Source organism: uncultured Nocardioides sp. (assembly GCF_947488025.1).
Classification (GTDB): domain Bacteria; phylum Actinomycetota; class Actinomycetes; order Propionibacteriales; family Nocardioidaceae; genus Nocardioides.
Window position 1 is genome coordinate 160,504 of record NZ_CANKYS010000002.1, and the last position, 24,756, is coordinate 185,259.

The 24,756-nt window shown below is 71.3% G+C and carries 25 protein-coding genes and 1 tRNA gene; 8 read left to right on the top strand and 18 right to left on the bottom strand.

Annotated features, from left to right (window positions below; all coding sequences use genetic code 11):
- The first annotated feature begins 50 nt into the window (after positions 1-50).
- From Q1B24_RS04155 to Q1B24_RS04170, 4 genes are all read left to right on the top strand, one after another.
- The gene (locus Q1B24_RS04155) at positions 51-2,150 is read left to right on the top strand and encodes a SpoIIE family protein phosphatase (protein ID WP_299923618.1); all 2,100 of its coding nucleotides are present in this window, start codon (positions 51-53) and stop codon (positions 2,148-2,150) included.
- A gap of 106 nt (positions 2,151-2,256) precedes the next feature.
- Positions 2,257-2,826, top strand: a complete 570-nt coding sequence (locus tag Q1B24_RS04160; RefSeq protein WP_299923621.1) for a potassium channel family protein — start codon at positions 2,257-2,259, stop codon at positions 2,824-2,826.
- A 114-nt stretch (positions 2,827-2,940) separates the two neighbouring features.
- A complete protein-coding gene (locus tag Q1B24_RS04165) occupies positions 2,941-4,440 on the top strand; it encodes an MFS transporter (RefSeq protein ID WP_299923624.1) in 1,500 nt (499 codons plus the stop codon).
- Positions 4,437-5,573, top strand: coding sequence for an aminopeptidase P family protein (locus Q1B24_RS04170; RefSeq protein ID WP_299923627.1), 1,137 nt, complete (start codon positions 4,437-4,439; stop codon positions 5,571-5,573). Before Q1B24_RS04165 ends, Q1B24_RS04170 begins: the two co-directional genes overlap by 4 nt.
- A 28-nt stretch (positions 5,574-5,601) precedes the next feature.
- Here Q1B24_RS04170 and Q1B24_RS04175 read toward each other — a convergent pair whose 3' ends face one another.
- The gene (locus Q1B24_RS04175; protein WP_299923630.1) at positions 5,602-6,108 is read right to left on the bottom strand and encodes a hypothetical protein; all 507 of its coding nucleotides are present in this window, start codon (positions 6,106-6,108) and stop codon (positions 5,602-5,604) included.
- Between the two features lie 16 nt (positions 6,109-6,124).
- Positions 6,125-7,573: a peptide ligase PGM1-related protein gene (locus Q1B24_RS04180; protein WP_299923633.1), complete on the bottom strand. Its 1,449-nt coding sequence runs from the start codon at positions 7,571-7,573 to the stop codon at positions 6,125-6,127.
- Positions 7,574-7,772: 199 nt separating this feature from the next.
- On the opposite strand from Q1B24_RS04180, the gene Q1B24_RS04185 reads away from it, so the two are divergent.
- The 3 genes from Q1B24_RS04185 to Q1B24_RS04195 all read left to right on the top strand — a co-directional run bounded on the left by Q1B24_RS04185 (position 7,773) and on the right by Q1B24_RS04195 (position 9,727).
- Complete coding sequence (locus Q1B24_RS04185; RefSeq protein WP_299923636.1) at positions 7,773-8,630, top strand: class II glutamine amidotransferase; 858 nt, start codon at positions 7,773-7,775, stop codon at positions 8,628-8,630.
- Between the two features lie 10 nt (positions 8,631-8,640).
- Positions 8,641-9,168: a DUF1269 domain-containing protein gene (locus Q1B24_RS04190; protein ID WP_299923639.1), complete on the top strand. Its 528-nt coding sequence runs from the start codon at positions 8,641-8,643 to the stop codon at positions 9,166-9,168.
- 124 nt (positions 9,169-9,292) lie between these two features.
- Positions 9,293-9,727, top strand: coding sequence for a hypothetical protein (locus Q1B24_RS04195; protein WP_299923642.1), 435 nt, complete (start codon positions 9,293-9,295; stop codon positions 9,725-9,727).
- Between the two features lies 1 nt (position 9,728).
- Here Q1B24_RS04195 and Q1B24_RS04200 read toward each other — a convergent pair whose 3' ends face one another.
- The 7 genes from Q1B24_RS04200 to Q1B24_RS04230 all read right to left on the bottom strand — a co-directional run bounded on the left by Q1B24_RS04200 (position 9,729) and on the right by Q1B24_RS04230 (position 14,910).
- The gene (locus Q1B24_RS04200) at positions 9,729-10,088 is read right to left on the bottom strand and encodes a hypothetical protein (RefSeq protein WP_299923644.1); all 360 of its coding nucleotides are present in this window, start codon (positions 10,086-10,088) and stop codon (positions 9,729-9,731) included.
- A 131-nt stretch (positions 10,089-10,219) separates the two neighbouring features.
- Complete coding sequence (locus Q1B24_RS04205; RefSeq protein ID WP_299923646.1) at positions 10,220-10,513, bottom strand: SHOCT domain-containing protein; 294 nt, start codon at positions 10,511-10,513, stop codon at positions 10,220-10,222.
- Between the two features lie 27 nt (positions 10,514-10,540).
- The gene (locus tag Q1B24_RS04210; RefSeq protein ID WP_299925079.1) at positions 10,541-10,903 is read right to left on the bottom strand and encodes a DUF6325 family protein; all 363 of its coding nucleotides are present in this window, start codon (positions 10,901-10,903) and stop codon (positions 10,541-10,543) included.
- Positions 10,803-12,212: an HAD-IC family P-type ATPase gene (locus Q1B24_RS04215; RefSeq protein ID WP_299923649.1), complete on the bottom strand. Its 1,410-nt coding sequence runs from the start codon at positions 12,210-12,212 to the stop codon at positions 10,803-10,805. The genes Q1B24_RS04210 and Q1B24_RS04215 overlap by 101 nt, the downstream gene beginning before the upstream one ends.
- A gap of 178 nt (positions 12,213-12,390) precedes the next feature.
- Positions 12,391-14,220, bottom strand: coding sequence for an MFS transporter (locus Q1B24_RS04220; RefSeq protein ID WP_299923652.1), 1,830 nt, complete (start codon positions 14,218-14,220; stop codon positions 12,391-12,393).
- Positions 14,221-14,286: 66 nt separating this feature from the next.
- A tRNA-Val gene (locus Q1B24_RS04225) sits at positions 14,287-14,358 on the bottom strand.
- A 48-nt stretch (positions 14,359-14,406) separates the two neighbouring features.
- Positions 14,407-14,910: a PGPGW domain-containing protein gene (locus Q1B24_RS04230; protein WP_299923655.1), complete on the bottom strand. Its 504-nt coding sequence runs from the start codon at positions 14,908-14,910 to the stop codon at positions 14,407-14,409.
- A 208-nt stretch (positions 14,911-15,118) separates the two neighbouring features.
- On the opposite strand from Q1B24_RS04230, the gene Q1B24_RS04235 reads away from it, so the two are divergent.
- Positions 15,119-15,553: an SsgA family sporulation/cell division regulator gene (locus tag Q1B24_RS04235; RefSeq protein ID WP_299923658.1), complete on the top strand. Its 435-nt coding sequence runs from the start codon at positions 15,119-15,121 to the stop codon at positions 15,551-15,553.
- Positions 15,554-15,566: 13 nt separating this feature from the next.
- On the opposite strand, the gene Q1B24_RS04240 is transcribed toward Q1B24_RS04235, so the two are convergent.
- From Q1B24_RS04240 to Q1B24_RS04280, 9 genes are all read right to left on the bottom strand, one after another.
- Positions 15,567-17,375 carry an ABC transporter ATP-binding protein gene (locus Q1B24_RS04240; RefSeq protein WP_299923661.1) on the bottom strand — a complete coding sequence of 603 codons (1,809 nt, stop codon included), beginning with the start codon at positions 17,373-17,375 and terminating at the stop codon, positions 15,567-15,569.
- Entirely contained in the window at positions 17,372-19,192 is a 1,821-nt protein-coding gene (locus tag Q1B24_RS04245) for an ABC transporter ATP-binding protein (protein ID WP_299923664.1), read from the bottom strand. Before Q1B24_RS04245 ends, Q1B24_RS04240 begins: the two co-directional genes overlap by 4 nt.
- Positions 19,193-19,327: 135 nt before the next feature.
- Positions 19,328-20,053: an amino acid ABC transporter ATP-binding protein gene (locus Q1B24_RS04250; protein ID WP_299925082.1), complete on the bottom strand. Its 726-nt coding sequence runs from the start codon at positions 20,051-20,053 to the stop codon at positions 19,328-19,330.
- A 74-nt stretch (positions 20,054-20,127) separates the two neighbouring features.
- A complete protein-coding gene (locus Q1B24_RS04255) occupies positions 20,128-20,991 on the bottom strand; it encodes an amino acid ABC transporter permease (protein ID WP_299923666.1) in 864 nt (287 codons plus the stop codon).
- Positions 20,991-21,908 carry an ABC transporter substrate-binding protein gene (locus tag Q1B24_RS04260; RefSeq protein ID WP_299923669.1) on the bottom strand — a complete coding sequence of 306 codons (918 nt, stop codon included), beginning with the start codon at positions 21,906-21,908 and terminating at the stop codon, positions 20,991-20,993. The genes Q1B24_RS04255 and Q1B24_RS04260 overlap by 1 nt, the downstream gene beginning before the upstream one ends.
- 27 nt (positions 21,909-21,935) lie before the next feature.
- Positions 21,936-22,709: an imidazole glycerol phosphate synthase subunit HisF gene (hisF, locus tag Q1B24_RS04265; RefSeq protein WP_299923672.1), complete on the bottom strand. Its 774-nt coding sequence runs from the start codon at positions 22,707-22,709 to the stop codon at positions 21,936-21,938.
- A complete protein-coding gene (locus Q1B24_RS04270; protein WP_299923675.1) occupies positions 22,706-23,167 on the bottom strand; it encodes an NUDIX hydrolase in 462 nt (153 codons plus the stop codon). Before Q1B24_RS04270 ends, hisF begins: the two co-directional genes overlap by 4 nt.
- A 2-nt stretch (positions 23,168-23,169) precedes the next feature.
- Positions 23,170-23,916 carry a bifunctional 1-(5-phosphoribosyl)-5-((5-phosphoribosylamino)methylideneamino)imidazole-4-carboxamide isomerase/phosphoribosylanthranilate isomerase PriA gene (priA, locus tag Q1B24_RS04275; protein WP_299923678.1) on the bottom strand — a complete coding sequence of 249 codons (747 nt, stop codon included), beginning with the start codon at positions 23,914-23,916 and terminating at the stop codon, positions 23,170-23,172.
- Between the two features lie 9 nt (positions 23,917-23,925).
- Positions 23,926-24,708, bottom strand: coding sequence for an alpha/beta hydrolase (locus Q1B24_RS04280; protein WP_299923681.1), 783 nt, complete (start codon positions 24,706-24,708; stop codon positions 23,926-23,928).
- Positions 24,709-24,756 lie beyond the last annotated feature (48 nt).

Below are 24,756 nucleotides of genomic sequence, written 5' to 3' on the forward strand. Positions count from 1 at the left end.
GCGCGTGCCTCGAGGAACGCGGGCCACCGACCTGACGTGAGAAGAGGCCCGTGACCGACGACGACTCCTCGCCGCCGCGCTCTCCGTCCTCCCTCGACGCCGAGAGCGACCGTCTCGCGTGGCGGCTCGCCGTCGACGCCGCCGGTGTCGGGGCCTTCGTCTGGGACCTGGTGAGCGGCGACCTCCGCTTCGACGGCCGACTCCTCGAGCTGTTCGGCTTCGACGAGGACGGCTTCGGCGGGACCATCGAGGCCTTCAACCGGTGTGTGCACCCCGACGACATCGGCCGCGTCTCGGACGCGCTCCAGCGGGCCATCGCCACGTGCGGTGACTACGACGCGGAGTACCGGGTGGTGCGGCCCGACGGGACCGTGCGGTGGATCGAGGCCCGCGGCCACGCCTTCGCCGACCGTCCCGACGGCCAGCCCGTCCGCCTCGTCGGAGCGGCGTACGACACCACCGAGGTGCGCGAGGGCGAGGCCCGTGTGGGTCGCGTCCTGGAGTCCATGTCGTCGGCGTTCTTCCAGCTCGACCGCCAGTGGCGCTTCACCTACGTCAACTCCGAGGCCGAGCGGTTGCTGGGCGCCAGCCGCGTGCACCTGGTCGGTGCCAGCATCTGGGAGGCGTTCCCCGCTGCCGCCGGGGGCCCCTTCGAGGAGCACTACAGCGCGGCCGTCGCGTCGGGCGAGCCGGTGACCTTCGAGGCCTATTACCCCCCGCCGCTCGACGCCTGGTACGAGGTGCGCGCGTGGCCCTCGCCCGAGGGCCTGGCGGTCTACTTCGTCGACATCACCGCCCGCCGCGACGCCCAGGAGGCGCTGGACCGCTCGGCCCACCGCCTGGCGCTGCTGGCGTCGGTCTCGGAGTCGCTCACCGCGACGCTCGACCCGGCCGAGGGCGTCAGCCGCCTCGCCACCCGGCTCGTTCCCGAGCTCGCGGACTGGTGCCTGGTGACCCTGGTGGAGGACCCGCACGCGAGCGACTGGCGACGCGGCCTGCGCGACGTCGGCTGGTCGCACCGCGACCCCGCCATGGAGGACACCCTCCGCGACTACGCGGCCAGGCGGCTCCGGGCGATGACCGACTCGTCCTACCTCGCCCGGGCGATCCGGGAGATGACGCCCGTGCTGATGGGGTCGTCGGCCAGCGAGGCGGTGGCCGCGGTCCTGGAGCCGGGCGCCGCCCGGGACCTGCTGCGCCAGCTCGCCCCCTTCTCGGCCGCGGTCGTCCCGCTGCGCGCCCGCGGCCGCACGGTGGGGGTCGTCAGCGCCTTCCGCGACCTCTTCCGCACGCCGTTCACCGACGACGACGTGGCCCTCCTCGAGGACATCGGCGCCCGCGCCGCCCTGGCGCTCGACAACGCCCGCCTCTACGAGTCGCAACGCGACGTCTCCGAGGCCCTGCAGCGCAGCATGCTCACCCCGCCGCCGCGCCGCGAGGGCCTGCAGGTCGCCACCCGCTACACACCTGCCGGCGAGGCCGCCCGCATCGGCGGCGACTGGTACGACGCCTTCCTGCAGCGCACCGAGACGTCCTCGACACCCGACATCGTGGTCGTCGTCGGCGACGTGGTCGGGCACGACGTCGAGGCGGCCGCCGCCATGGGACAGGTCCGCGGCCTGCTGCGCGGCATCGCCGTCCACAGCGGTGACGCGCCAGCCGCGATCCTGTCCGGCCTCGACACCGTCATGCAGTCCCTGCAGCTCGAGACCACTGCCACGGCGGTGGTGGCCCGCTTCGAGCAGGTGCCCTCGCCCGCTGACGGGTCCGCGGAGGTGCTGCTGCGCTGGTCCCACGCCGGACATCCGCCGGCCCTGCTCGTCGACCAGCACGGCATCGTGACCAGGCTGGCCGACGCCGACGCCAACGACCTGCTCCTCGGCTTCGACCCCGCCGCCGAGCGTCACGAGGGCGCCGTCGCACTGCAGGCCGGCGCCACCCTCGTGCTCTACACCGACGGCCTCGTCGAGCGCCGCGACCGCGACATCGAGGACGGCATCGAGGCCCTCGAGCACCTGCTCGCCGAGGTGGCGCCCTCGACGTCCGACCTCGACCAGCTGTGCGACCGGCTGCTGGGTGCCATGGCGAGCGAGGAGCAGGAGGACGACGTCGCGCTGCTCGTCGTCCGCTGGGCGCCCGACGCGGCCTGAGTCCTCCCCCTCACCCACCCCGATCACCCGACCGGGGGGAGGCGAGCGTGGCGAGGCATGCCGGATCCTCGTCGGGGCGGGGTCTCCCGGCGAGGAGGTGCGCAGCATGAGCCAGGCAACGGCCGCGGGTCCCCGACGGGACCTGTGGGTGCACGGGCTCTTCGTGCTGGGCCGGGTCGTGCTGACGGTGTCGGCGCTGTGCGTGACGTACTTCCTGATCCCGACACGAGCCCCGGGCGAGGGACTGGGGGTGCCGTGGCTGATCCTGCAGCTGGGCATCTTCGTCGCCGTGGTCGGAGTGCAGGTGCCGGCCATCATCCGGGCGAGGTACCCCATCCTCCGCGCGGTCGAGTCCCTCGCCGTGCTGGTCCCGGTCTACCTGCTGATCTGGGCCCGGATCTACCTGGCGAACTCCCAGAACGACCCGACGGGCTTCTCCCGTTCGCTCGACCACGTCGCGGCGTTGTACTTCACGGTCACCGTCTTCGCCACCGTCGGCTTCGGTGACGTCGTGGCGCGGACCGACAGCATGATGCTGCTGGTGACCGTGCAGATGCTCGGCAACCTGGTGGTGCTCGGGCTGGGGATCCGGCTGCTCACCTCGGCCGCGCGGCGCGGCATCGCCCGTCGGGGAGGCCAGACCGACGTCGGGGAGCGCGACCGCCCGGTGCTCTGAGCCGGTCGGGCTGCCCGTCCTCTCGCCCACGGCGGGTGAGGGCAGTGGGCCTGGCACGCCCGTAGCGTCGGCGCGGAAACGGCGTGCGCCGGACGGTGACCGGGAGGATCCCCGATGAGTGACGTGGCCACAGGCAGCACCGGAGCACGCGGGGTCCTCGCGGCCACCTGCATCTCCACGCTGGTGGTCAACGCGAACACCTCGGCGGTGAGCATCCTGCTGCCCGCGATCTCCGAGGACACCGGGATGTCCGTCACCACGCTGCAGTGGGCGGTCACCGGCTACTCGCTCGTCGGTGCCGCCGTGATCGTGACCTCGGGATCGCTGGGGGACGTCTTCGGCCGCAAGCGCATCTTCCAGCTCGGACTCGCCCTGTTCGTCGTGTCGTGCGTCCTGATCGCACTCGCCGACTCCGGCGGCATGGTGATCGCGGGACGCCTCATCCAGGGTGCGGCGGGAGCGACGATCCTGGCGTGCGGGCTGAGCCTGCTCACGGTCGCCACCGAGGGACCCGCCCAGCTGCGGGCCGTGTCCCTGTGGGGGGCGGCGGCGGCCGTCGGCGCGGCGGCCGGTCCGCTGGTCGGTGGCGTGCTCGTCGACCTCACGGGCTGGCAGGGGTTGTTCTGGATCGACGCCGGCATCGCCCTCGGATGCATGGCGTTGACCGCAGCGACCGTGCACGAGTCGCGCGACGAGGAACGTCCGCGGTCGATCGACTACCTCGGCACGGTGCTGATCGCCCTGACGCTGACTCCTGTCATCCTCGCGGTCACCGAGAGCGGCGACTGGGGATGGATCTCCGCGCCCACGCTCACGTGCTTCGCGATCTCGCTCGCTGCCGGGTACGCCTTCATCGTCGTCGAGGGGCGCGTCGCCGTCCCGCTGCTGGACCTCGCGCTGCTGCGCAACGTGGTGCTGGTGGCGTCGACCATCGCGATCCTGATCGGAGCGGGCACCATCAACGGGCTGATGTACCTGCTCAGCCTCTACTTCCAGGACCCCGCCGCGCTCGGCTTCACCCCGTTCGAGGCAGGACTGGCCACGCTGCCCGCGACGGTGGGGCTGGTCGCCGTCGCTCCCCTGGTGCCCAGGCTGGCGGCCAAGGTCGGGAGCCGGCAGACGGTCGGCGTGGGGTTCGCCCTGAGCGCCGCCGGCTTCGTCGTGGTGGGGCTCACCGACGCCACGTGGGAGTACGCCGCGTTCCTGCTGCCGCTGGTCGCCATCGCGGTCGGCATGGGGCTCTCCAACGGACCCGCGTCAGCGGCGGCGACCGCATCGGTGCCCGAGCGACAGGTGGGCGGGGCCTCGGGGGTCTCCAACATGGCGCGGTACGTCGGCGCTGCCGTGGCCACTGCCCTGGCTGCCACGATCTACAGCACCGTCATCGGCAACCAGACGGCGGACGGGGCTTCCCAGTCCGAGGCGCTGGCGGCCGGCCTGGGCGCCGCCTCGTGGATGATGGCGGTCTTCAGCGTGATGGGCGTCCTGATGGCCCTCGCGCTCCGCCGGCAGCGGCCCGGTCGCGCCACCCTGGGCGACGCCGCAGCCGCCGCAGCCGCGCACACCCACACGTTGCCCACGTCGAGGCCGGAGAAGGAAGAGAGCGTCCGATGAGCCCATCAGCCGCCGACGCACCGACGCCGTTCACCCGGGACGACTACGTGGCCCGGATGCGGCGCGCCGTGGCCGACGCCACGCGAGCCGGGCTGGACGGGCTCCTGGTCATGCCCGGACCCGAGCTGGTCTGGCTCACCGGCTACCGGCCGACCGCGATCACCGAGCGGCTCACCGTCCTGGTGCTCGCGCGCGACCGCGAGCCGACGCTGGTGGTCCCGACCCTGGAGCGACCCGACGCCGAGGCGGCCACCGGCGCGGCCGGTCTGCAGATGGTGGCGTGGAACGACGGCGAGGACCCGTTCGAGGGGGCCGCCGCCCTGATGCGTGGCGGGGCGACCTGGGGCATCTCCGACTCGGCCTGGGCCGCACACCTGCTCGGCCTGCAGCACGCGGTCCCCGGGAGCTCCTACCGGTCGCTGACGCAGAGCCTGCCGATGCTCCGTGCGGTCAAGGACTCCGCCGAGCTGGCCCGGCTGGAAGCGGCGGGCGCCGCGGCCGACGCGACGTACGAACAGATCCTCGGGGTCCGGTTCGCCGGGCGCCGGGAGACCGACGTGGCGGCCGACCTCGCGCGCCTGCTCAGGGAGCACGGCCACGAGCAGGTCGACTTCACCGTCGTCGGGTCCGGACCCAACGGCGCCAACCCCCACCACGAGGCGGGTGATCGCACCATCGAGGTCGGCGACGCGATCGTCCTCGACTTCGGTGGGCTCATGCACGGCTACGGGTCGGACACCAGCCGCACCGTCTGCGTCGGCGAGCCGTCCGAGGAGATCCGGGAGGTGCACGAGATCGTGCGGCTGGCCCAGCAGGCGGGCGTCGAGGCGGTGCGGCCCGGCGTCGCCTGCCAGGAGGTCGACCGAGCGGCTCGCGCCGTGATCTCGGACGCCGGCCACGGCGAGCGGTTCATCCACCGCACCGGCCACGGCATCGGCACCACGACCCACGAGCCGCCGTACATGATCGAGGGCGAGGAGCAGCCCCTGGTCCCGGGCATGTGCTTCTCCGTGGAGCCCGGCATCTACCTCGCCGGCAGGTTCGGGGTCCGCATCGAGGACATCGTCACGGTCACCGACACCGGGGGACGACGGCTCAACACCACCACCCGCGAGCTGCAGGTCGTCGAGTAGCGCACTGGCGGGGCGCCCGGGAACAGGCTCAGTGCAGGAACAGCTTGCCGAGCACGGCGAGGACGCCCAGGGAGGCTGCGCCGGCCGACTCGAGGGCGAGCCGCCACCCCGTCATGCCGGCCCGGTGGGCTCCGAGGTAGCCGATCACGGAGAGGAACGCCACTGAGAACCACAGCGCCCAGTAGGCCGAGCCAGTGGCGGACAGCCCCAGCAGGTGGAGCAGGACGTAGACGGCGACGGCGGGCACGGCACCGACGAGGATGGAGACCTCCTTGGCCGCGGCGTGCGGGGTGCGTCGGTGGAGGGGTCGATGATCACCCTCGTAGAGCATCTCCTGCGACTCGGTGTAGACGTGGGCCAGCCAGTAGACGACCACGACGGCCGCGACGCTGAGCGCGACCCGCTGGACGTGCGAGACGTTGGCACTCACCGCGGCCAGGACACCGGCCGTGATCACGGCCCCGTAGAGGAGGCCGCCGGGATCACGGCGAGCCAGCTCGTCGGCGGCCTGAGTGCGACGACGACCGCCGCTCACGCCGGCGTCGGCGAGCTCAGTGCGCGTGTGCTCCTGTGCATGCGTCGTCCCTCCCGTCGCTCATGCTGCCAGACGCCCCTCCGCTCCTCGCCTCACCCGGATCCGGTGGTCCTCGTCCCGTGATCGCCGCCACCGCGGCCTCGTAGCGTCGTTGGGCATCGTCGGGCGAGCGACCGATCGTGGTCAGTCCCACGACGCCCGCGATCCTGAGGCCGTTCAGCATGTGGAGGACGGCGCCGACCCCGTGGCCCCGGTCGAACGTCAGCCCGGCATGGTCGACCGCATCCATGAGGTCACGCTCGCGCCCACGCCAGAGCGGGTCGAGGAGGTTGTCGGTCGAGCGGTAGCAGCGCCGCGAACCGTCCGGGAGGGACCACGTGCCGGCGACGTCGTCGTAGTGGCCCGGCGTCAGGTTGTGCAGCAGCGACAAGGGGTGCGACGTGCCGCTCTTGCGCAGGTTGATCTCGAGGCCGTGGACGCGCCACCGCGACGACGCGCGGGTCGCCGCGAAGTCGACGGAGAACCGGCCCAGCGCGCCCCTGTCTGCCAGCAGCTGCCCGACGGATGTGCCGTACACCGCGAGGTCGCCGCGGTAGTCCCGCCTCGCGGGGAAGCGGCACCCCGCGTAGACCTGTCGGTGCGTGCCGGAATGGATCTGTTCGTGCGTCGAGACGACCGCCACCCGCCCGTCCGGCGTGATCTCGCCCTGCACGCTCGGGCTGGCGAGCTCCTCGCCCGCCAGGAGCTCCTCCACGACGCCACCGGAGGCGAGGTCGGCGAGGTAGTCCGGTCCCAGCGACTCGACGGCAGCACGGAGCATGGGCGGACTCGGGACATCGGCGAACTCGATCACGCGGTTGCCGAGACCCGATGCGCTGTCGTCCAGCTTGACGACGACGCCCTCGGCGTCGGGGCGCTCCTGCCGGACGTGCTCGACGGCCGCGAGGACGTCGTCGACGCTGTGGACGTCCTCCCGCCCCCCGGGAAGGGGCACGCCGGCCTCACGCATGAGCCGGCGTCCGCTGCTCTTGAACCCCAGCGGCCACAGGGTCGCGGGTGTGCCGTTGAGCGGCAGCCCGAGACGCTGCGCGACCTGCACCTCCAGGTCCGTCACGTTCCACGGCTCGATGAAGGCCAGGCGTCCGCGGGTCATCGACCGGATCGTCGCGAGCAGGTCGGGCCTGTCGAGGAGCTTGGCGGTGATCGAGCGCGCGGTGTCGTCCGGCACCGCCACGACGTGGAACCGAGCGCGTACGCCGTCACGAAGCGCGTCCTCGACGAACGAGAGGTGGTAGTCCATGACTCGTTGCGTCGGACGCTCGGCCGTCACGAAGATCATCTCGGCCGCCGGGCGTCGCGCGAGCGACAACATCGAGAGCAGCTGGCGGTGCTCCAGGGCAGGGAGGCGCGGCCCGAAGTGCTCGAGCAGCGTGTGGTCGACGCTGTAGGACGGGAGGACCACCACCGTGTGTGGCTCCCTCGATCCGGGTCGGTGTGCGGCCAGGGCCCGGGCCAGAGCGAGCGGAGCCGGCGGTTCGAGCGCTGCCACCGGCCAGACGCTACGACCAGGGACCCGACCCGGCCTCACCTCGCGGGGGTGAGCCGCCCGCTCCGACACGCGCGTGGAATGGAACGGCCGATCCACGATCGAAAGGAAGAACGCCATGTGTCGATGGCTCGCCTACTCCGGTTCGCCGGTGCTCCTCTCGGACCTGCTCTTCGCGCCGGAGAACTCGCTCGTGGTCCAGAGCATGCACTCGCGGCTCGGTGTCGAAGCCGTCAACGGCGACGGCTTCGGGGTGGGTTGGTACGGCGCCCAGGACGAGCCGGGCATCTACCACAGCACCGAGCCCGCCTGGAGCGACCGCAACCTGCGCGAGCTCTCGAGCCACGCCTCCGCGGGTCGGGTGTTCGCGCACATCCGCGCGACGACCGGCACACCCGTGCAGCAGAGCAACTGCCATCCCTTCCGGCACGGGCGGTGGCTCTGGATGCACAACGGGGCGATCGCGGACTTCACGTCGGTGAAGCGCGACCTGACGCTGGAGGTGGAGCCCGCGCTGTTCCCCCTCATCGAGGGATCGACGGACTCAGAGCTGTTCTTCTACCTCGCCCTCACCTACGGGCTCGAGCAGGACCCCCCGGCCGCAGTGGCACGGGCCGTCGGCTTCATCGAGGAGACGGGACGGCGCCACGGCGTGCAGTACCCGATCCAGATGACGGTCGCCACCACCGACGGAGACGTGACGTGGGCGTTCCGCTACTCCAGCGAGGGCAGGTCTCGGTCGCTGTTCCACAACGTCGACGTCAGCGCCCTCCGGCTCCAGCATCCCGACAACCCGGCCCTCCAGCAGCTGTCCGACGATGCGCGTCTCGTGGTGTCCGAGCCGCTGGGATCCCTGCAGGGCGCGTGGCGCGAGGTGCCGGAGTCGACCTGCCTCGTCATCGAGGGCGGCCGGGAGCAGATGCATCCCTTCTCCCCCGCCGCCGCCCCGGCGGGCTCCGCCGCAGAGACCCGGTGAGGCGACCGCGATGACGGCCCTGACGGTCTGGCGCTACGACACCCCCTTCGGGGCCGAGGCCGGAGCGGTGCGGTTGAAGAGCCTCGCCGAGCGCAAGGCCCTCACCGTCCACGACGCCATCACGATCGCGTGGATGCCGCAGGCGCAGAAACCGGTGATCGGGCACCTGAAGCACTCGACGGCCGCGACCGCCGGCAAGGGGTCGATCCTCGGCGGCCTGGTCGGCATGGTCGTGCTGGCCCCCCTCGCGGGGGCAGCGGTCGGAGCGGGGGTGGCCAGCGCAGCAGCACGCCTGCGCAAGTCCGGCATCGACGAGCAGTTCGTCGAGGAGCTCGGCTCACAGCTGACCCCGGGCTCGTCCGCACTCCTGGTGCTCTCGAGCGACGGGAACCTGGACGAGGTGCGCCCCGCCATGGAGCGAGAGCTCAAGCGAGGTGACGTGGTGCTGCTGCACGCTGAGCTCTCCGACGACGCACCGGTGGCGATCGTCGAGGCGATGGAGGAGCTCCGCAGGGCCGGCGGACCCGCTGAGCCCTGACCGAAGTCCTGAGCACCGGACGTCACCCGCGCAGGGTGACGCCCCGGCACCGGTGCGGTGCGAGCCTGTCCACGAGGCATCCGGACGAAGAGCCCGGACGAGCAGCGGGACGAGGAGCAGCACGATGACGAGCGAGACCAGCCGACCGAACCCCCAGGACGCGTTCGACGAACCTGGCTCCCGGCTCTGGACCGGGATGATCGGCTTCGCGTCGATCATGCTGGTGCTGATCGGCGGCTTCCACGTCCTCGGCGGGTTCATCGCCCTCCTGGAGAACCGGGTGTACGACGCCGACGCGACGGACCTGCTCCTGTTCCAGAGCTACGCCGGGTGGGGCATCGCCCACATGGCACTCGGCACCCTCGCGTTGCTGACCGGTGTCGGCCTGGTCATGCGCAAGCCCTGGAGCCGGGTGGCCACCATGGTGATCGCCTCCTTCAGCGCCGTGACCAACCTGGCGTTCCTCTCCGCCTCGCCCGGCTGGTACGGGTTGCTGATCATGCTGGACGTGCTCGTCATCTACGCCGTCACCGTCCACTTCGAGGACGAGCGCGAGTAGGTCAGCGGAAGTCCAGGTCGGCGAAGTAGCCGTCGTACTCGGCGCGTGCTGCGCCGTCGAGCTCGCACTGCGAGGCCGGGGCGGCCGCTACCTCGAGCCGGGTGAGGCCGATCCGGACCGTGCGGTCGTCATGGTCCATCGACGCGACCGCGCCTGCCGGCACCAGACGCAAACCCTCGACCTCGGGCGCGGCGTCGATCACCAGGTAGGCCGCGGCGGACAAGCTGGAAGCCCGAACGACAGTGCCGACGCGGCCGTCGGCGGCCTCGACCGCGTAGCCGACGAGGTCGCCGTCCAGCGTCCAGGTCGACTCGCGGTAGTCCCAGACAGCGCCGCGGTAGTCCCACAACCCGTTGCTCACCGTGCCACCTCGCTCAGGACCCGCGGGGGGCCTTCCCCCGCACACGTCAACGTGCGAAGGCCCGAGCCGTTACGTCTGGGTGCTGCTGCTCCGGTACCCGGAGGGTCCGTGGCCCATGCGGCGCGGTGGCGTCATCCGTTGAGGATGCGGTCCTTCTGCTGCTCGAACTCGAGCTCGCTGAGCACCCCGGCGGCCTTGAGCTCGCCGAGCTCCTTGAGCTGCGCCAGCTTGTCGTCCATGGTGGCCTGCGGTGCGGGCGGCTCTGCGTACTGCTGGGGCGGCGCCTCGGCGTACTGCTGCTGTTGCTGCTGCTGCTCCTGCTCGGCCCACCGGCCCGCCTGTCGGCGCGAGACCCGGTTGGACACGGCCGTGGCGGTACCGGCGATGGCGGCGGTGCGTGCGACACCGCGGATGAGACCTGGCATGACGTGTTCCTGTTCTCTCGTGGATGATCAGGCCGGGGCGCCGGAGTCGGCGGCCTCGGCGGCAGCGAGCAGGGCCTGGACGGGGATGCGACCGCTGGCCACCAGCTGCCCGCCGCCCCGACGCACGGCTCGGGCGAAGGGCGCGGCCCACACGTTCTCGTAGACGAGGATGCCCGCGGAGCTGCCCGCTTCGAGCGCGGTGCCGGCCTCGTCCAGGTCTCCCTCGTCCAGCAGTCCCGACGACGCGCCCTCGAAGACGGTCAGGTCGAGCTCGCCGTCGCCGTCGATGTCACGGATGTCGATCGCGTGGATGGACCCGTCCGGGTCCTTGGTGACGAAGGCGAGGTCCAGGATGCGGATGAGCCCCCGGTCGACGAGGTCGACCAGGATCGCGAAGCCCTCCCCCGTCATCCTGCTCCCTGTCGAGCCCGCCCTTGGCCCCGAGCACGATGAGCGCACCCTCCGTCGGGTCGCCGATCAGGCTCTCCCCGTCGAGGACGGCGTCGGCGCACAGCACCATCGGCAGCAGGTAGGGGTCGAGGTCGTGGCGCTGCCCACCCACATGGCTGATGTCGCCCCTCGTGCTGTAGCCCTCGCCGGACACGGTGTACCGGTTGTGACCGGGGATGATCAGCTCGCGGGCGGTCATCTTGTTCAGGGTCAGGGTGCCGGTCTTGTCGGAGCAGATCGCGGACGTCGATCCCAGCGTCTCCACCGCGGGCAGGCGCTTGACGATGGCGTGGCGGCTGGCGATCTCCCTGGTCCCCATCGAGAGCAGCGCGGTCACCACGGCCGGAAGGCCGGTCGGGATGGCGGCCACGGCAAGCGCGACACCCGTGACGAACAGCGTGTCAAAGGACTCACCGCGGGCGAGTCCCAGCAGCACGACCAGCACGAGCGCGACGGCGGCGATCGCGGCAATGATCTTGGACAGGGCGTCGAGCTGCTTCTGAAGCGGCGTCTTGCTGGTCTCGGTGTTGGCGAGCATGTGGGCGATGTGGCCGATCTCCGTACCCATGCCGGTAGCGGTGACGATGAGCTCTCCGCGTCCGCGAGTGACCGACGTGTTCATGTAGGCCATGCAGGTCCGGTCGCCGAGCGGGACGTCATCCCCCATGACTGGCTCGGTGGACTTCCCGACCGGGAGGCTCTCACCGGTCAATGCCGCTTCCTCGATCTCCAAGGTCGCGGCGAGGCAGACCCGGGCGTCAGCAGGAACCAGGTTGCCCGCTTCGACGAGGACGACGTCGCCGGGCACCAGCTCCTCGGCGTCGATCTCCACCGCCTGGCCATCTCGGCGAACCCGGGCGATCGTCTTCATCATCTGCGCGAGCGCCTTGACGCTCTCCTCGGCCTTGGACTCCTGGCGCAGGCCGATCACGGCGTTGAAGACGGTGAGCCCAGCCAGCACGACGGTGGTGCCGGTGTCTCCGGTGACCAGCTGGTTCACCAGGGCCGCACCCAGGAGGATGACTTGCATGAAATCCTGGTACTGACGCAGGAATGCCCGCCACCCCGGTTCCTTCTTTCCCCCGGCCAACCGGTTTGCTCCGTATGACTCCAGCCGGACTCGCGCCTCGTCCCCGGAGAGCCCCCGAGCAGGATCTACCCCCAGCTCACGCGCCACCTCGTCGACGTCGGCAGCGACCGGATCGAAGCCACGACGATCCGCGACAGCAGCGGTATCGGGGCTTGCCATAGCAGGCCTCCACGTGTTGGTTGGTCGAGGCTCAATGGTCGTGACCGGCCGGGTCCTCTGGCCTCACCCCCGGCGGGTGAGGGATGGGCCGCCCGTCCAAGGTGGATGACCACGACGTGATCGCGAACAACCCGTGCCGGGCCGGATCGGTCACGCGGCCGGCCACCCGCGGGGGTCGTCAGTACAGCCCTGCATCGTGGTCCGCGGTCGACGGCGCTGGATCAGGCAGGCGCATCATGCGGAAGGAGATGGCGATACCGCCGAGCGCCGCGAGGAGCGCGACAACGAGCGCTACCTGGAGCGCCAGGTCCCGAGCATCGGCGTTGATGCCCAGGATCTCGTCCTGCACGCTCTCGGGCTGCGCGGCGAGGAGCTCTTCGAGCTGCGCGTCACTCATCACTTGCGCGTCCTCCTCGAGAACCGACGCGACCCGTTCCTGGTCAGCCGGCGGCAGGACACTGCTCGACCCCGCCATGGTCGTGAAGGCGGTCGACAAAGTGGCGAGCATGATCGCGCCGGCGAAGGCGAGACCGAACGACAGGCCGAACGACCCGGTTGCCGAGGTCACCCCAGCAGCCTCGCCGACCCGTTCCTCCGAGAGGGGAGCGAGCGCGTAGTTGTTGAGCTGGGATGCGAGGAGGCCGAGGCCGGCTCCGGCAAGCATGAGCGGCAGGACCAGGTGCCAACCGGAGTCCGCCCGAGGCACCAGTGGGATGAGGCCGACGATCGATGCGGCGAGCAGGACGAAGCCCGCTCGGATGATGCTGCTCGCCCTCCGCCGCCCCGCCCTCCGTCCGGCGAGCAGTGCGACACCGAACATCGTGAGCGACAGCGGCGCCAGCGTGATGCCTGCCTCAAGCGCGTTGTAGCCCCAGACGAGCTGCAGGAAGATGGGCAATGCGATGAGCAGCCCGCCGAGCGCGACCTGCTGGAGGAAGATCTGGGCGACGCCCGTGCTGAACAACTTCGAGGAGAAGAGGCCCGGATCGAGAAGCGCGGGCTGTCCCTCGCGCTTGCGTCGGACCAGCCAGTACACGAGGCCACCCATCGCGGCGGCTCCGATCGCGAGGAGCAGCGCGACGGACTCGCCGCCCTCCTGCCACACGAGGACCCCGATGACGAGCCCGCCCATGCCGATGACCGACAAGAACGCCCCGACCAGGTCGACCGAGCGGTCTCCGGTGTACGGCACGTCACGGATGCCCCGGCTTCCGAGCAGCACGATGCCGATGATGAGCGCCTCCAACAGGAACCCGACGCGCCACGACATGAGGGTGGTGACGAAGCCTCCGACCAGCGGACCGATAGCGGCGGCGATTGCGGCTGACGCTCCGACCAGCGCGAACACCTTGGCGCGGACCTTGCCGGTGAAGTTCCCGTGGATCAGCGACTGCATCGCGGGCAGGTAGAGCGAGGCCCCGAGCCCACCGAGGATCGCCCAGAAGACGATGATCGCCGTCAAGTCCTGGGCGAAGACCATGGCCAGTGCTCCGACGGCGTAGAACACCATGCCGACGACGAACGCGCGCTTGCGACCGAAGAGATCACCGACCTTGCTGCTGATCAGGATGAACGCAGCGGACACGAGGGCTTCGATCGCCACGGCTGACTGGACGCCGCTCACCGTTGTGTCGAGGTCCTTGACGACAGCCGAGATCGAGACGTTCATGAACGACGTGTCGATCACGAAGACGAACATCGCCGCGGCGAGGAGAATGCCTTGGCGGGGGATGCCGTTCGAGCTCTCGGCTGGAGCCATGAGATCACTACACCCGTCGGTGCGGGGCGACGCGCGGACGTCGCCGAGAAGGAGAAGGCCGGTCGATCCGATCGTGAGCCCAACGGCCGCGCCTGGCCTCACCCGCACCGAGGGAACGCTCATCGAGCGCCGTTGCCGTGGCGCTGTTCCCGGCGCTACGCCGTCGCATCGAGCTGACCGGCGCGTCGAGCACCAGCGTCCTGGTGACGGGCCGTCACCTCGGGCGCGATGGATCGTTGGACCGACCATGGGTCCCACATGCCGACAGCCCCTGGATCTGCTCGTGGCGCAGGTCAGGGACTGTCGCGGACTCGGTGGGCGATACTGGGTTCGAACCAGTGACCTCTTCGGTGTGAACGAAGCGCGCTACCACTGCGCCAATCGCCCGAGCTCGGCAGAACGGTATCCCATCGTGCGGCCTGAGCCGGAATCGGGTCAGGAATCCGCGCCGACGGTGCGGTCGGCCGTCCTGCGCCCGCGCGCCTTGATGTCACGGCGCAGCTCGTCGGCCTTCTCGGGGTGCCCGTGGAAGCGCCGGTAGCTGTAGATGATCAACCCGACCGCGATGAACGCGGAGGCCACCTGGGTGACGCCGGTCCAGATCCCACCGGGCAGCCACCACGTCTCGGACACCGGCCACCAGTCGGGCGCCGGGGGCGTGATGATCCAGAGCACGCCGCACGCGGCCAGGACGATCGCACCGAGGCAGGAGGCGACGATGCGGGGCCAGGTCTCCACACTCTCCGCGGCGCCCAGCATCGCGCGCAGCCGGACCGGCTCGACGCGCCTCTCCGCCCAGTCGTACTGCTGGGAGAGCACCGCCAGGCCGGCGAAGATGCCGAGCAGTCCCGGGCCGGGCAGGAAGATCGCCGCCACACCGAGGAGCAGCAACGTCCATCCCAGGACCTCGAGACCGATGCGCTTGGCTACCCCCGTCATGCGTAAGAACCTACCCGGCCGGGCCAGCGGTTTCTCTGCGGGCGAAAGCCCGGGTTACCGTCAAGTTCGCTCCGAGCCAGCATCAAGATCCGGTCTGGACCGGTTCGGGTCATATTTTGCCGTTTTGCATCATGAGCATCCCGGCATGCCGTCTCATGAGCACGCAACCCGGGGAAGCCTCGCCCCGGGCGACCACTAGGAGCCCTCGATGAACCTGTCCGGTAACGGGCACACCCTGTCCGACGTCGCGTTGGACATCACCGTCGAGTGCATGGACGACCGCGGCATCCGCCACGAGATCGACACGGTGCTCAGCTATGCGAGCTCCGACCCGTTCGCCGTGGCCATGACCTTCGTCACCTCCGACGGCAACCTGGTGTGGACCTTCGGCCGAGACCTGCTGATCCGCGGCACCGAGGCCCCGGCCGGCGACGGCGACGTCCACGTCTCCCCCGCCATCGGGCTCAGCGGCCGCGCCATGGTCTCGATCGAGCTCAGCTCGCCCGACGGCCACCTCGTGCTGCTCGCCCGCGCGGCGGACGTGCTCGACTTCATCGCCCGCACCGTCGCCGTGGTCGCCCCCGGCACCGAGTCCGACGCCTTCGACGCGGACCTGCTGATCAGCCAGCTCCTCGCGTCCTGATCGTCGCCCCGGCCTACACCCGGGAGTGCTGGGCGATCCAGCTCGCGTGCAGGCCGGCGTAGACGCTCCCCGCCTGCGTGACGAGCTCGCGGTGGGGTCCGCGCTGCACCACGCGCCCCTTGTCGACCACGATCACCTCGTCGGCGCTCTCGGCCGTCGACAGCCGGTGCGCGATGGTGACCGAGGTCCGTGACTGCATGAGTCGCTCGAGGGCGCGGCCGATCTGCATCTCCAGCGCCGGGTCGACCGCGCTGGTCGCCTCGTCGAGGACCAGGAGGTCGGGGTCTGCGAGGTGGGCCCGCAGCAGCGCGACGAGCTGGCGCTCGCCGGCCGACAGCGACTCGCCCCGCTGCCCGACCTGGGTGTGCAGCCCGCGCGGGAGGCCGCGCAGCCAGTCGTCGATGCCGAGCTCGACCGCCGACGCCCGGATCTGGTCCTCGGTGGCGTCGAGCTTGCCGTAGCGCACGTTGGCCGCGATCGAGTCGTCGAACAGGAATCCCTCCTGCGGCACCAGCACGACGCTGCGCCGCAGGGACCGCGCGTCGATGCGGCGTACGTCGACTCCGTCGAGCAGCACGGAGCCGTCGCTCGGGTCCATCAGGCGGGTGAGCAGCTTGGCGAAGGTGGACTTGCCCGAGCCGGTCTCCCCCACGATCGCCACGCGCGTGCCGGCGTCGATCGCGAGGTCCACCTCGCGGAGCACCGGAGGCCCGTCGGGGTAGGCGAAGCTGACGTCGGCGAACCGGACGTCGATCGGACCGCGGGGCAGGACCTCGCCGTCGGGGCCGGGGTCGAGGAGGTCGGCCGGGGTCTCCAGGATGCCGAGGACCCGGCGCCAGCTGGCGATCGCGTTCTGCGCGTCGGTGAGGATCTGGGTGCCCATCTGGACCGGACCCACGAAGAGCGTGACGAGGAAGGCGAAGGCGAGCACCTTGCCGGACGTCATGTCACCGGTGAAGCCGAGCAGCACGCCGATCACGATCACGCCGGCGTTGGCCAGGCCGGCCGAGAGCCCGCCGAGGGAGAACGAGGTGACGGTGTAGGTCTGCGCGTGGGTGTAGGCGTCCTGCCAGTCCTGGATGGCGGTGTCGATGCGCGCCTGCGTGCGGTCCTCGATGCCGTAGGAGCGGACGACCGCGGCGCCGACGACCGGCTCGGAGATCGCGCCGAGCAGCACGCCGACCTGGTGGCGTACGACGGTGTAGGCGGCCGACAGCTTCTTCTGGAACCAGCGGATCGAGAGGAACAGCGGCGCGAAGGCGAGCCACACGACCAGGGCCAGCTGCCAGCTGTAGACGACCATCAGCACGGTCGCGACCAGCATCTGCCCGATGCTGACGACGAAGATGAGGCCGCCGAAGACCAGGAACTGGCTGACCTGGTCGACGTCGCTGGTCACCCGCGAGACCAGTGCGCCGCGGCGCTCGGTGTTCTGGGTGAGCAGCGGGAGGTCGTGGACGTGGCGGAACGCCTTGGTGCGCAGCGTCGCGAGCCCGCGCTCGGAGACGGTGAACAGCCGGCTCGTCATCAGGTAGGACGCCCAGCTGGTCACGAGGATCGCGACCGCGGCCAGCACGCCCATCCAGGCGACGTAGTCGAGGCGCGGCCCACCAGGACCGTTGAGGCCGCGGTCGAGGGTCTGCTGCACCGCGATCGGCACGACGATCTGGCCGCACGAGGCGATCACCGCGTAGAAGAGGGTGAGCCCGAGGCCCTCGCGGAGCTCGGGTGAGTACTTCGCGCCGAGGCGGAGGGTGGCGATGGCCCCGATGTCCTCCCCGGTGTCCATGCGGGTGCCGGAGGTGGGGGCGGTGGCGCTCATCGCGAGGTCCCTTCGGCGGCGTCGGCGGAGGCGTCGGTCTCGTAGGCGTTGACCAGCTGCGCGTAGGCGGGACTGGTGGACAGGAGCTCGGCGTGGGTGCCGCGTCCGACGATGCGCCCCTCGTCGAGGTGCAGCACCTCGTCGGCCAGCGAGATCGTCGCCTTGCGGTAGGCCACCACCACGAGCGAGGCGGCCGATCCGTCATCGTCACCGCGGTCGCCACGGAGCGACGCCAGGATCCGCGCCTCGACCTCGGGGTCCACCGCGGAGGTGGCGTCGTCGAGGATCATCAGCCGCGGACGGCGCACGAGCGCCCGGGCGAGGGAGAGCCGCTGGCGCTGGCCGCCGGACAGCGAGGTGCCGCGCTCCCCCAGCCGCGTGTCGAGCCCCTCGGGCAGGGCTGCGACGAAGCCGTCGGCCTGGGCCGTGCGCAGGGCGGCCCACACGTCGGAGTCGGCGACGTCGGCGCCGAGCGTGACGTTGCCCCGGACGGTGTCGTCGAACATGAAGGCGGTCTGCGGGACGAGGGCCACGTCGCGGGGCAGCTCGCCCTTGCGCAGGCCGGTGAGGTCGTGGCCGTCGATGCGGATGTGGCCGGCGTCGGGGTCGACCAGCCGGGTCATCAGGCTCGTCAGCGTGCTCTTGCCCGACGCGGTGGCCCCCACCAGGGCGACGGTGCGCCCCGGGCGTACGTCGAAGTCGACGCCGCGCAGCAGCGGCGCGTCGGCGTCGTAGGAGTAGTGGAGGTCCTCGACCTCCAGGAGCGCGCCGCCCGTCGCGCGGGTCGGCAGCTCGTCGAGGCCGTAGGCCATGTTGCCGGTGGCGTCGAGCACCGCCCTGGCGCGCCGGTAGCCCACGACCGATCGCGGGAACTCCCCGAGGAGCCAGCCGATCGCGCGGATCGGGAAGGACACGATGGTCAGCAGGTAGGCGACGGTGACGACGTCGCCGGCCTCGGTCGCGCCGCTGGCGACGCGGGAGACGCCGACCGCGAGCACGATGAGCACGCCGAGGTTGGGCAGGCTGGCCAGGGTCGGGTCGAAGATCGCGCGGAAGCGTCCGGCGCGGATGTTGACGTCGCGCAGCTCGTGGGCCTTCGCGCGGAAGCGGTCGGTCTCCTCGACCTCGCGACCGAGCGTCTTGACCACCATCGCGCCGTCGAAGGACTCGTGGGCGATCTCGCTGACCTCGGCGCGCAGCCCCTGGGCCCGGGTCATCAGCGGGGAGGAGAAGTGCTGGTAGAGCAGGTTGGCCACCACGACGGCCGGGAAGACGAGCAGGCCCACCAGCGCCAGCACCACGTCGGCGAGGAACATCTGGACCACGGCGATGACCATCATCACCACGGTGCCGAGCGCCATCGGCAGCGGCATGATCGGCGACCAGGCGGCCTCGACGTCGGAGTAGGCGTTGGACAGCAGCTGGCCGGTCGGGTGGCGCTGGTGCCACTCCATCGGCAGGGACAGGTACTGCCGGGTCACGCCGCGACGCGTGTGGGACTGCATCCGGTAGTACATGATGCCGCCGCCGAGCCGGCGCGCGACGATGCCGACCGCGCGCAGGATGGCCACGCCCATGAAGAGGGCGACCACCCACACCAGCATGTCGGTGCCGATCTCGCCGGTCTCGAAGGCCGGGATCACGACGTGCTGCGTCGCCCAGCCGAGCACCCAGGCGTCGGCCACGGTCAGCACCCCGAAGAGCACCGCTCCCAGCGTGGCCACCGTGAAGACGATCGGCTCGCGCTTGATGCCGACCCACAGGACCCGGAAGCCGTCGAGAGTGGTGGTGCCCCGCAGCTCCGCGTCCTCGCCCACAGGTGTCGCCCGCCTCCTCGTCGTCCCGATGTCTGCCCCGGTCAGTTGCCGAGCGCAACCAAGCCGTCCGTCAGGCTATTCCTCGCCACCGACACCGGGCGAATCACGAGCCCCGGATGACCACCCGTTCAGGGGTCAGGTGCGAAGGCGCGACAGGAACGCGCGGGTGCGCTCCTCCTGCGGGTCGCCCAGCACCTGCTCGGGCCTGCCCCGCTCATGGATGCGCCCGTCGTGCAGGAAGCAGACCTCGTCGGCGACGTCGCGGGCGAAGCCCATCTCGTGGGTGTTGAGCAGCATCGTGACGCCCTCGGCCTTGAGGTCGGTCAACAGGTCGAGCACCTCGCCGACCAGCTCGGGGTCGAGTGCGCTCGTCACCTCGTCGAGCAGCATCAGGCGCGGGTTGGTCACCAGCGCCCGGGCGATCGCCACCCGCTGCTGCTGCCCGCCGGACAGGTCGTCGGGCCTGGCGTGCGCCTTGGCGGCCAGCCCGACCCGCTCGAGCATCGCCAGGCCGCGCGAGCGCGCCTCCTCGGCGCCCACGCCGTGCACGAGCCGGAGCGCCAGGGTGACGTTGCCCATCACGTCGAGGTGCGGGAAGAGGTTGTAGGCCTGGAAGACCATCCCCATGCGGGACCTCACCTCGTCGCCGTCCACCCACGGGTGGGTGATGTCGCGACCCTCGAAGGTGATCACGCCGTCGTCGACGACCTCGAGCAGGTTGACGCACCGCAGCAGCGTCGACTTCCCCGAGCCGGAGGCGCCGATCAGCACGACGCACTGACCCGGCTCGATCGTCAGGTCCACGTCACGGAGCACCACGTTGTCGCCGAAGCACTTGCGGACGCCGCCGAGAGACAGCAGGTGGGAGGTCTCGGGGTCCCCGCGGCGTTGTTCGGCGGAGCGCAGCGAAGGAGAAGAACGTCGTGGGGTGAGCTTCACAGGTGGCCTCCTGCCCCGTGGTAGCCCTTCTTGCGGGCATAGCGGTCGGTGAGCCTGGCCATCGGGATCGTCAGGCAGCAGAACAGCACGCCGGCGACGACGTAGGGCGTGTAGTTGAAGTCGATGGCCGTCTCGATCTGGGCCGCCCGGATCGCGTCCACGACGCCCAGCACGGCGATCAGGCCGGAGTCCTTCTGGAGCGAGACCAGGTCGTTCATCAGCGGCGGGATGACCCGGCGCCAGGCCTGGGGCAGCACGACGCGGCGCAGCGTCTGCCCGTAGCTGAGTCCCAGCGACCGGCCGGCCAGGCGCTGGCTCGGGTGCACGGACTCGATGCCGGCCCGGAACACCTCGGCGACGTAGGCCGAGTAGGACAGCACCAGCGCCGCGCACCCCCAGAAGAGCGCTGACGTGGGCAGCCCGGACAGGCTGAGTGCGGGGCCGCCGAACCCGAGCAGGAAGATCACCAGCAGCAGGGGCAGGCCGCGGAAGATGTCGACGTACGCCGTCCCGACCAGGCGCAGCGGGAACGCGACGGGACCGCGGATGGTGCGCATCACTGCGATCGTCAGGCTCAACGCGACGATCAGCACCGCGCAGAGCGCCATCACCCGGATGTTGAGCCAGAGGCCCTCGAGCACCGCCGGGAAGGACGAGACCGCCTTGTCCCAGTCGAAGTAGGTCTCCTGGACGCGCTCCCAGCCCGGCGAGCTGACCACCAGCCCGCCGACGACGCCGAGCAGCAGCAGCGTGCTGCCCGACGCGATGACAGCACTGCGGACCGTGCGCCGGCGCCGCCAGTCGTCGCGCTCGCGCTGGACCTCGGAGGGCTCCCAGGCGGTGTCCACCTGGTCAGGCATCAGGACAGCTCGGGAGCGCCCTGCTGGGCCAGCCACTCCTGGCCGATCTGGTCGAGGACGCCGTCCTCGCGCAGCGTGTCGACGGCCGACGAGACGCAGTCGGTCAGCGGGCTGTCCTTGGCCAGCACGGCGCCGAACTGCTCGGGCTCCCCCTCGGGGAGCGGGAGCTGGCCGACGATGACCCCGTCGTCGAGCTGGACCGCGGTCATGAAGTAGGCCGTCGGCAGGTCGACGACGATGCCGTCGATCTGACCGTTCTTGAGCGACTGCACCGCCTGGTCGTTGGTGTCGAAGACGGCCGGGTCGGCCGAGGGCTGGATCTGGTCGGTGATGGCGGTGTAGCTGGTCGTGCCGACCTGGGCGCCGAGCTTGGCGTCGGCGAGGTCGGCGAGGCTGGTGGCGCCGTCGATCGCGCTGCCCTTGTTGGTGATGACGGCCTGCACCACGTCGTAGTAGCCGGAGGAGAAGTCGACGGCCTCGCGGCGGGCCTCGGTGATCGAGACCTGGTTGACGTCGAAGTCGAACTCCTTCGGGCCGGGCTGGACCACCTTGTTGAACGGGACCGTCACCCAGGTGACCTGGTCCTGGGTGTAGCCCAGCTGCTCGGCGACGGCGTAGGCCACCGCGGACTCGTAGCCCTCGCCGTTGGTCGGGTCGTTGTCGACGAACCACGGCTCGTACGCCGGGTCGTCGGTGGCGATCGTCAGCGTGCCGTCGGCGACGGTCTCCATCGTGTCCGGCGTGCACTCGTCGGCGGCCGGCGCCTCGGACTCCGAGCCCCCCGAGGTCTCCGAGCCGGAGTCGGTGCCGCTGTCGGCCTCGTCGGTCGGGGCGCACGCGGACAGCGCGATCGCGGCGGACGCGAGGGAGGCGACGGCGAGGTGGCGCTTGGTCGAGCGCCGGGAGGTCTTCAGCATGGCGGAATCCTACGACTCCGCGTGCCGTCAGCGGACGGGATGACCGGCCGTGGACAGACCGGCCTTGACGTCGCCGATGGTGAGGGTCCCGAAGTGGAAGACGGTGGCCGCCAGCACGGCGTCGGCCCCGGCGTCGACGGCGGGCGGGAAGTGCTCGACCGCGCCCGCTCCCCCGCTCGCGATGATCGGGATGCCCACCTCGCGGCGTACGGCCCGGATGAGCTCGAGGTCGAAGCCGTCCGTCGTGCCGTCGGCGTCCATCGCGTTGAGCAGGATCTCGCCCGCGCCCAGCTCGGCGGCGCGCACGGCCCACTCGATGGCGTCGAGGCCGGCGCTCTTCCGTCCGCCGTGGGTGGTGACTTCGAAGCCGCTCGCGGTGCCCTCGTGGTCGGGACCGACGCGGCGCGCGTCGACGCTCAGCACCAGCACCTGGTTGCCGAACCGGCCGGCGATCTCGGCCACCAGCTCGGGGCGGTGGATGGCGGCGGTGTTGACCGCGACCTTGTCGGCACCAGCGCGCAGGAGCCGGTCGACGTCGTCGACGCTGCTCACGCCGCCGCCGACGGTGAGCGGGATGAAGACCTCCTCGGCGCAGCGGCTCACGACCTCCATCGTCGTCGCGCGGCCCTCGTGGGAGGCGGAGATGTCGAGGAAGGTCAGCTCGTCGGCGCCCTCGGCGTCGTAGAGGCGGGCCAGCTCGACCGGGTCGCCGGCGTCGCGGAGCTCGGTGAAGTTGACCCCCTTGACCACCCGGCCACCGTCGACGTCGAGGCACGGGATGACCCGGATCGCGAGGCTCATCGCGGCACCGTCCGGGCGGCACGGGCCGCCAGCGCGACGTCCACGATGTCTGCTCGCGGTTGTCCCTCGAGCTCGGCGAGCGGGACCCACGCGGCGTGGTCGGTCGACCCGTCGACCTCGGTGGTGCCCAGCTCGCCACCGGTGATCGTCGCGTCGAAGACGAACCGCTGGGAGCGGAACCAGCCGTCGAAGGTCCGACCGCGCCCGGTGAAGAAGTGCTCGGCCAGCAGCCCACCCGGCTCGACGTGGAAGCCCGTCTCCTCGAACACCTCGCGCACCAGGCCGTCGCGGACCGACTCGTCGAACTCGATCCCGCCGCCGGGCAGCGACCACGCCGGATCGCTGTGCCCCTCGCCGTTCCACCACGCGAGCAGCACCCGCTCCTGCCCGTCTGCTGCCCCGTCGTCGACGAGCAGGACGTAGGCGGCCAGCCGGGTGTGGTAGTCGGTGAAATCCATGCTCAGGAGCCCTTCGTCAGCGCAAGGGCGTCCTCGAGGGTGAAGCGGCCCTCGTAGAGCGCGGTGCCCGCGATGGCGCCCTCGACGCCCTCGCCCACCAGGCCCATCAGGGCCTCGATGTCGTCGAGCGTGGTGACGCCGCCGCTCGCGACGACCGGCCTGTCGGTGGCCGCGCAGACGTCGCGGAGCAGCTGGAGGTTGGGTCCCTGCAGCATGCCGTCCTTGTTCACGTCCGTCACGACGTAACGGGCACAGCCCTCCCCGTCGAGGCGGGCGAGGGTCTCGTAGAGGTCGCCCCCGTCGCGGGTCCAGCCGCGCGCGGCCAGCGTCGTGCCGCGGACGTCGAGGCCGACCGCCACCCGGTCGCCGTACGTCGCGATCGCCCGGGCGCACCACTCGGGCTGCTCGAGCGCGGCGGTGCCGATGTTGACCCGGCGGCACCCGGTCGCCATGGCCGCCTCCAGCGACTCGTCGTCGCGGATGCCGCCGCTCATCTCGACCTGGATGTCGAGCGTGCCGACGATGCGGGCCTGGAGCTCGCGGTTGTGGCCGTGGCCGAAGGCCGCGTCGAGGTCGACGAGGTGGATCCACTCCGCGCCGGCCTCCTGCCAGCGCAGCGCCGCCTCGATCGGGTCGCCGAAGCGCTTCTCCGACCCGTCCACCCCCTGCACGAGCTGGACGGCCTGGCCGCCCTTGATGTCCACGGCGGGCAGGAGCTCGAGGTAGGGCTGCTCGGGGGTGCTGGGCATGGGTCGATCCTAGGAGTTGTCGGCGCCCTGCCCGCCCGCCGGGCGTCCGGGCGAGACGTCCCTCACGCGGGCGAGGACTGCCGCGCCGACCTCCACCGGATGCGTGAGGGCCACGGAGTGGCCCGAGCCGGGCACGCTGGCAAGCGTCGTGCTCGGGACGACCCGCTGGAGGCGATCGAGCATCTCGGCGAACCACGCATGACTGGCCGCACCGCCCAGGAGGAGCGTGGGGCACGCGATCACGGCGGCATGCTCGTCATCGAAGGTCCAGCCCAGGAGCGCGGGCACGTCCGACCTGAAGAACGTCTCGGCGTCCCGTTCCATGTCACTGACCGACCCGGGCAGGTCCCGCTCGCCGTGGGCCCGCCAGCCGGGACCGTCGGCCATCCGCATGACGTGGTCCAGTGCCGTCCGGCCACCCAGCCGGGCGTGCACGTCGACGAGTTCCTCGATGGCGGACCGGAAGTCCGTCGCGCCGGGGGTGTCGTACGGCGGTGGCTCCACGAGCGCGGGGGAACGGACGGCGTCCGGGTGCCGAGCCGCAAGGCTCAGGGCGACCGCTGCGCTGTAGCTCGCGCCGACGACGTGCGCGGGCCCGGTGCCGACCCGGTCCAGCACGGATGCGACGAGATCGGCGTCCGCCTCGATCGATCCCGGCACGCGCGCCGGACCGTTGGCGCCGTACCCGGGACGGTGCACGTGCCACACGCGGAGACTGGTGCTGAGCTCGCGCGACAACGGCGCGTGCTCGTCGACGCTGAGCGCGCCGTGGACGCCGATCTGCTGGTCCATCAGGTGCGTTCAGCGCTGGGCGCCGCAGTCCCCTCCACGTGACCCGAC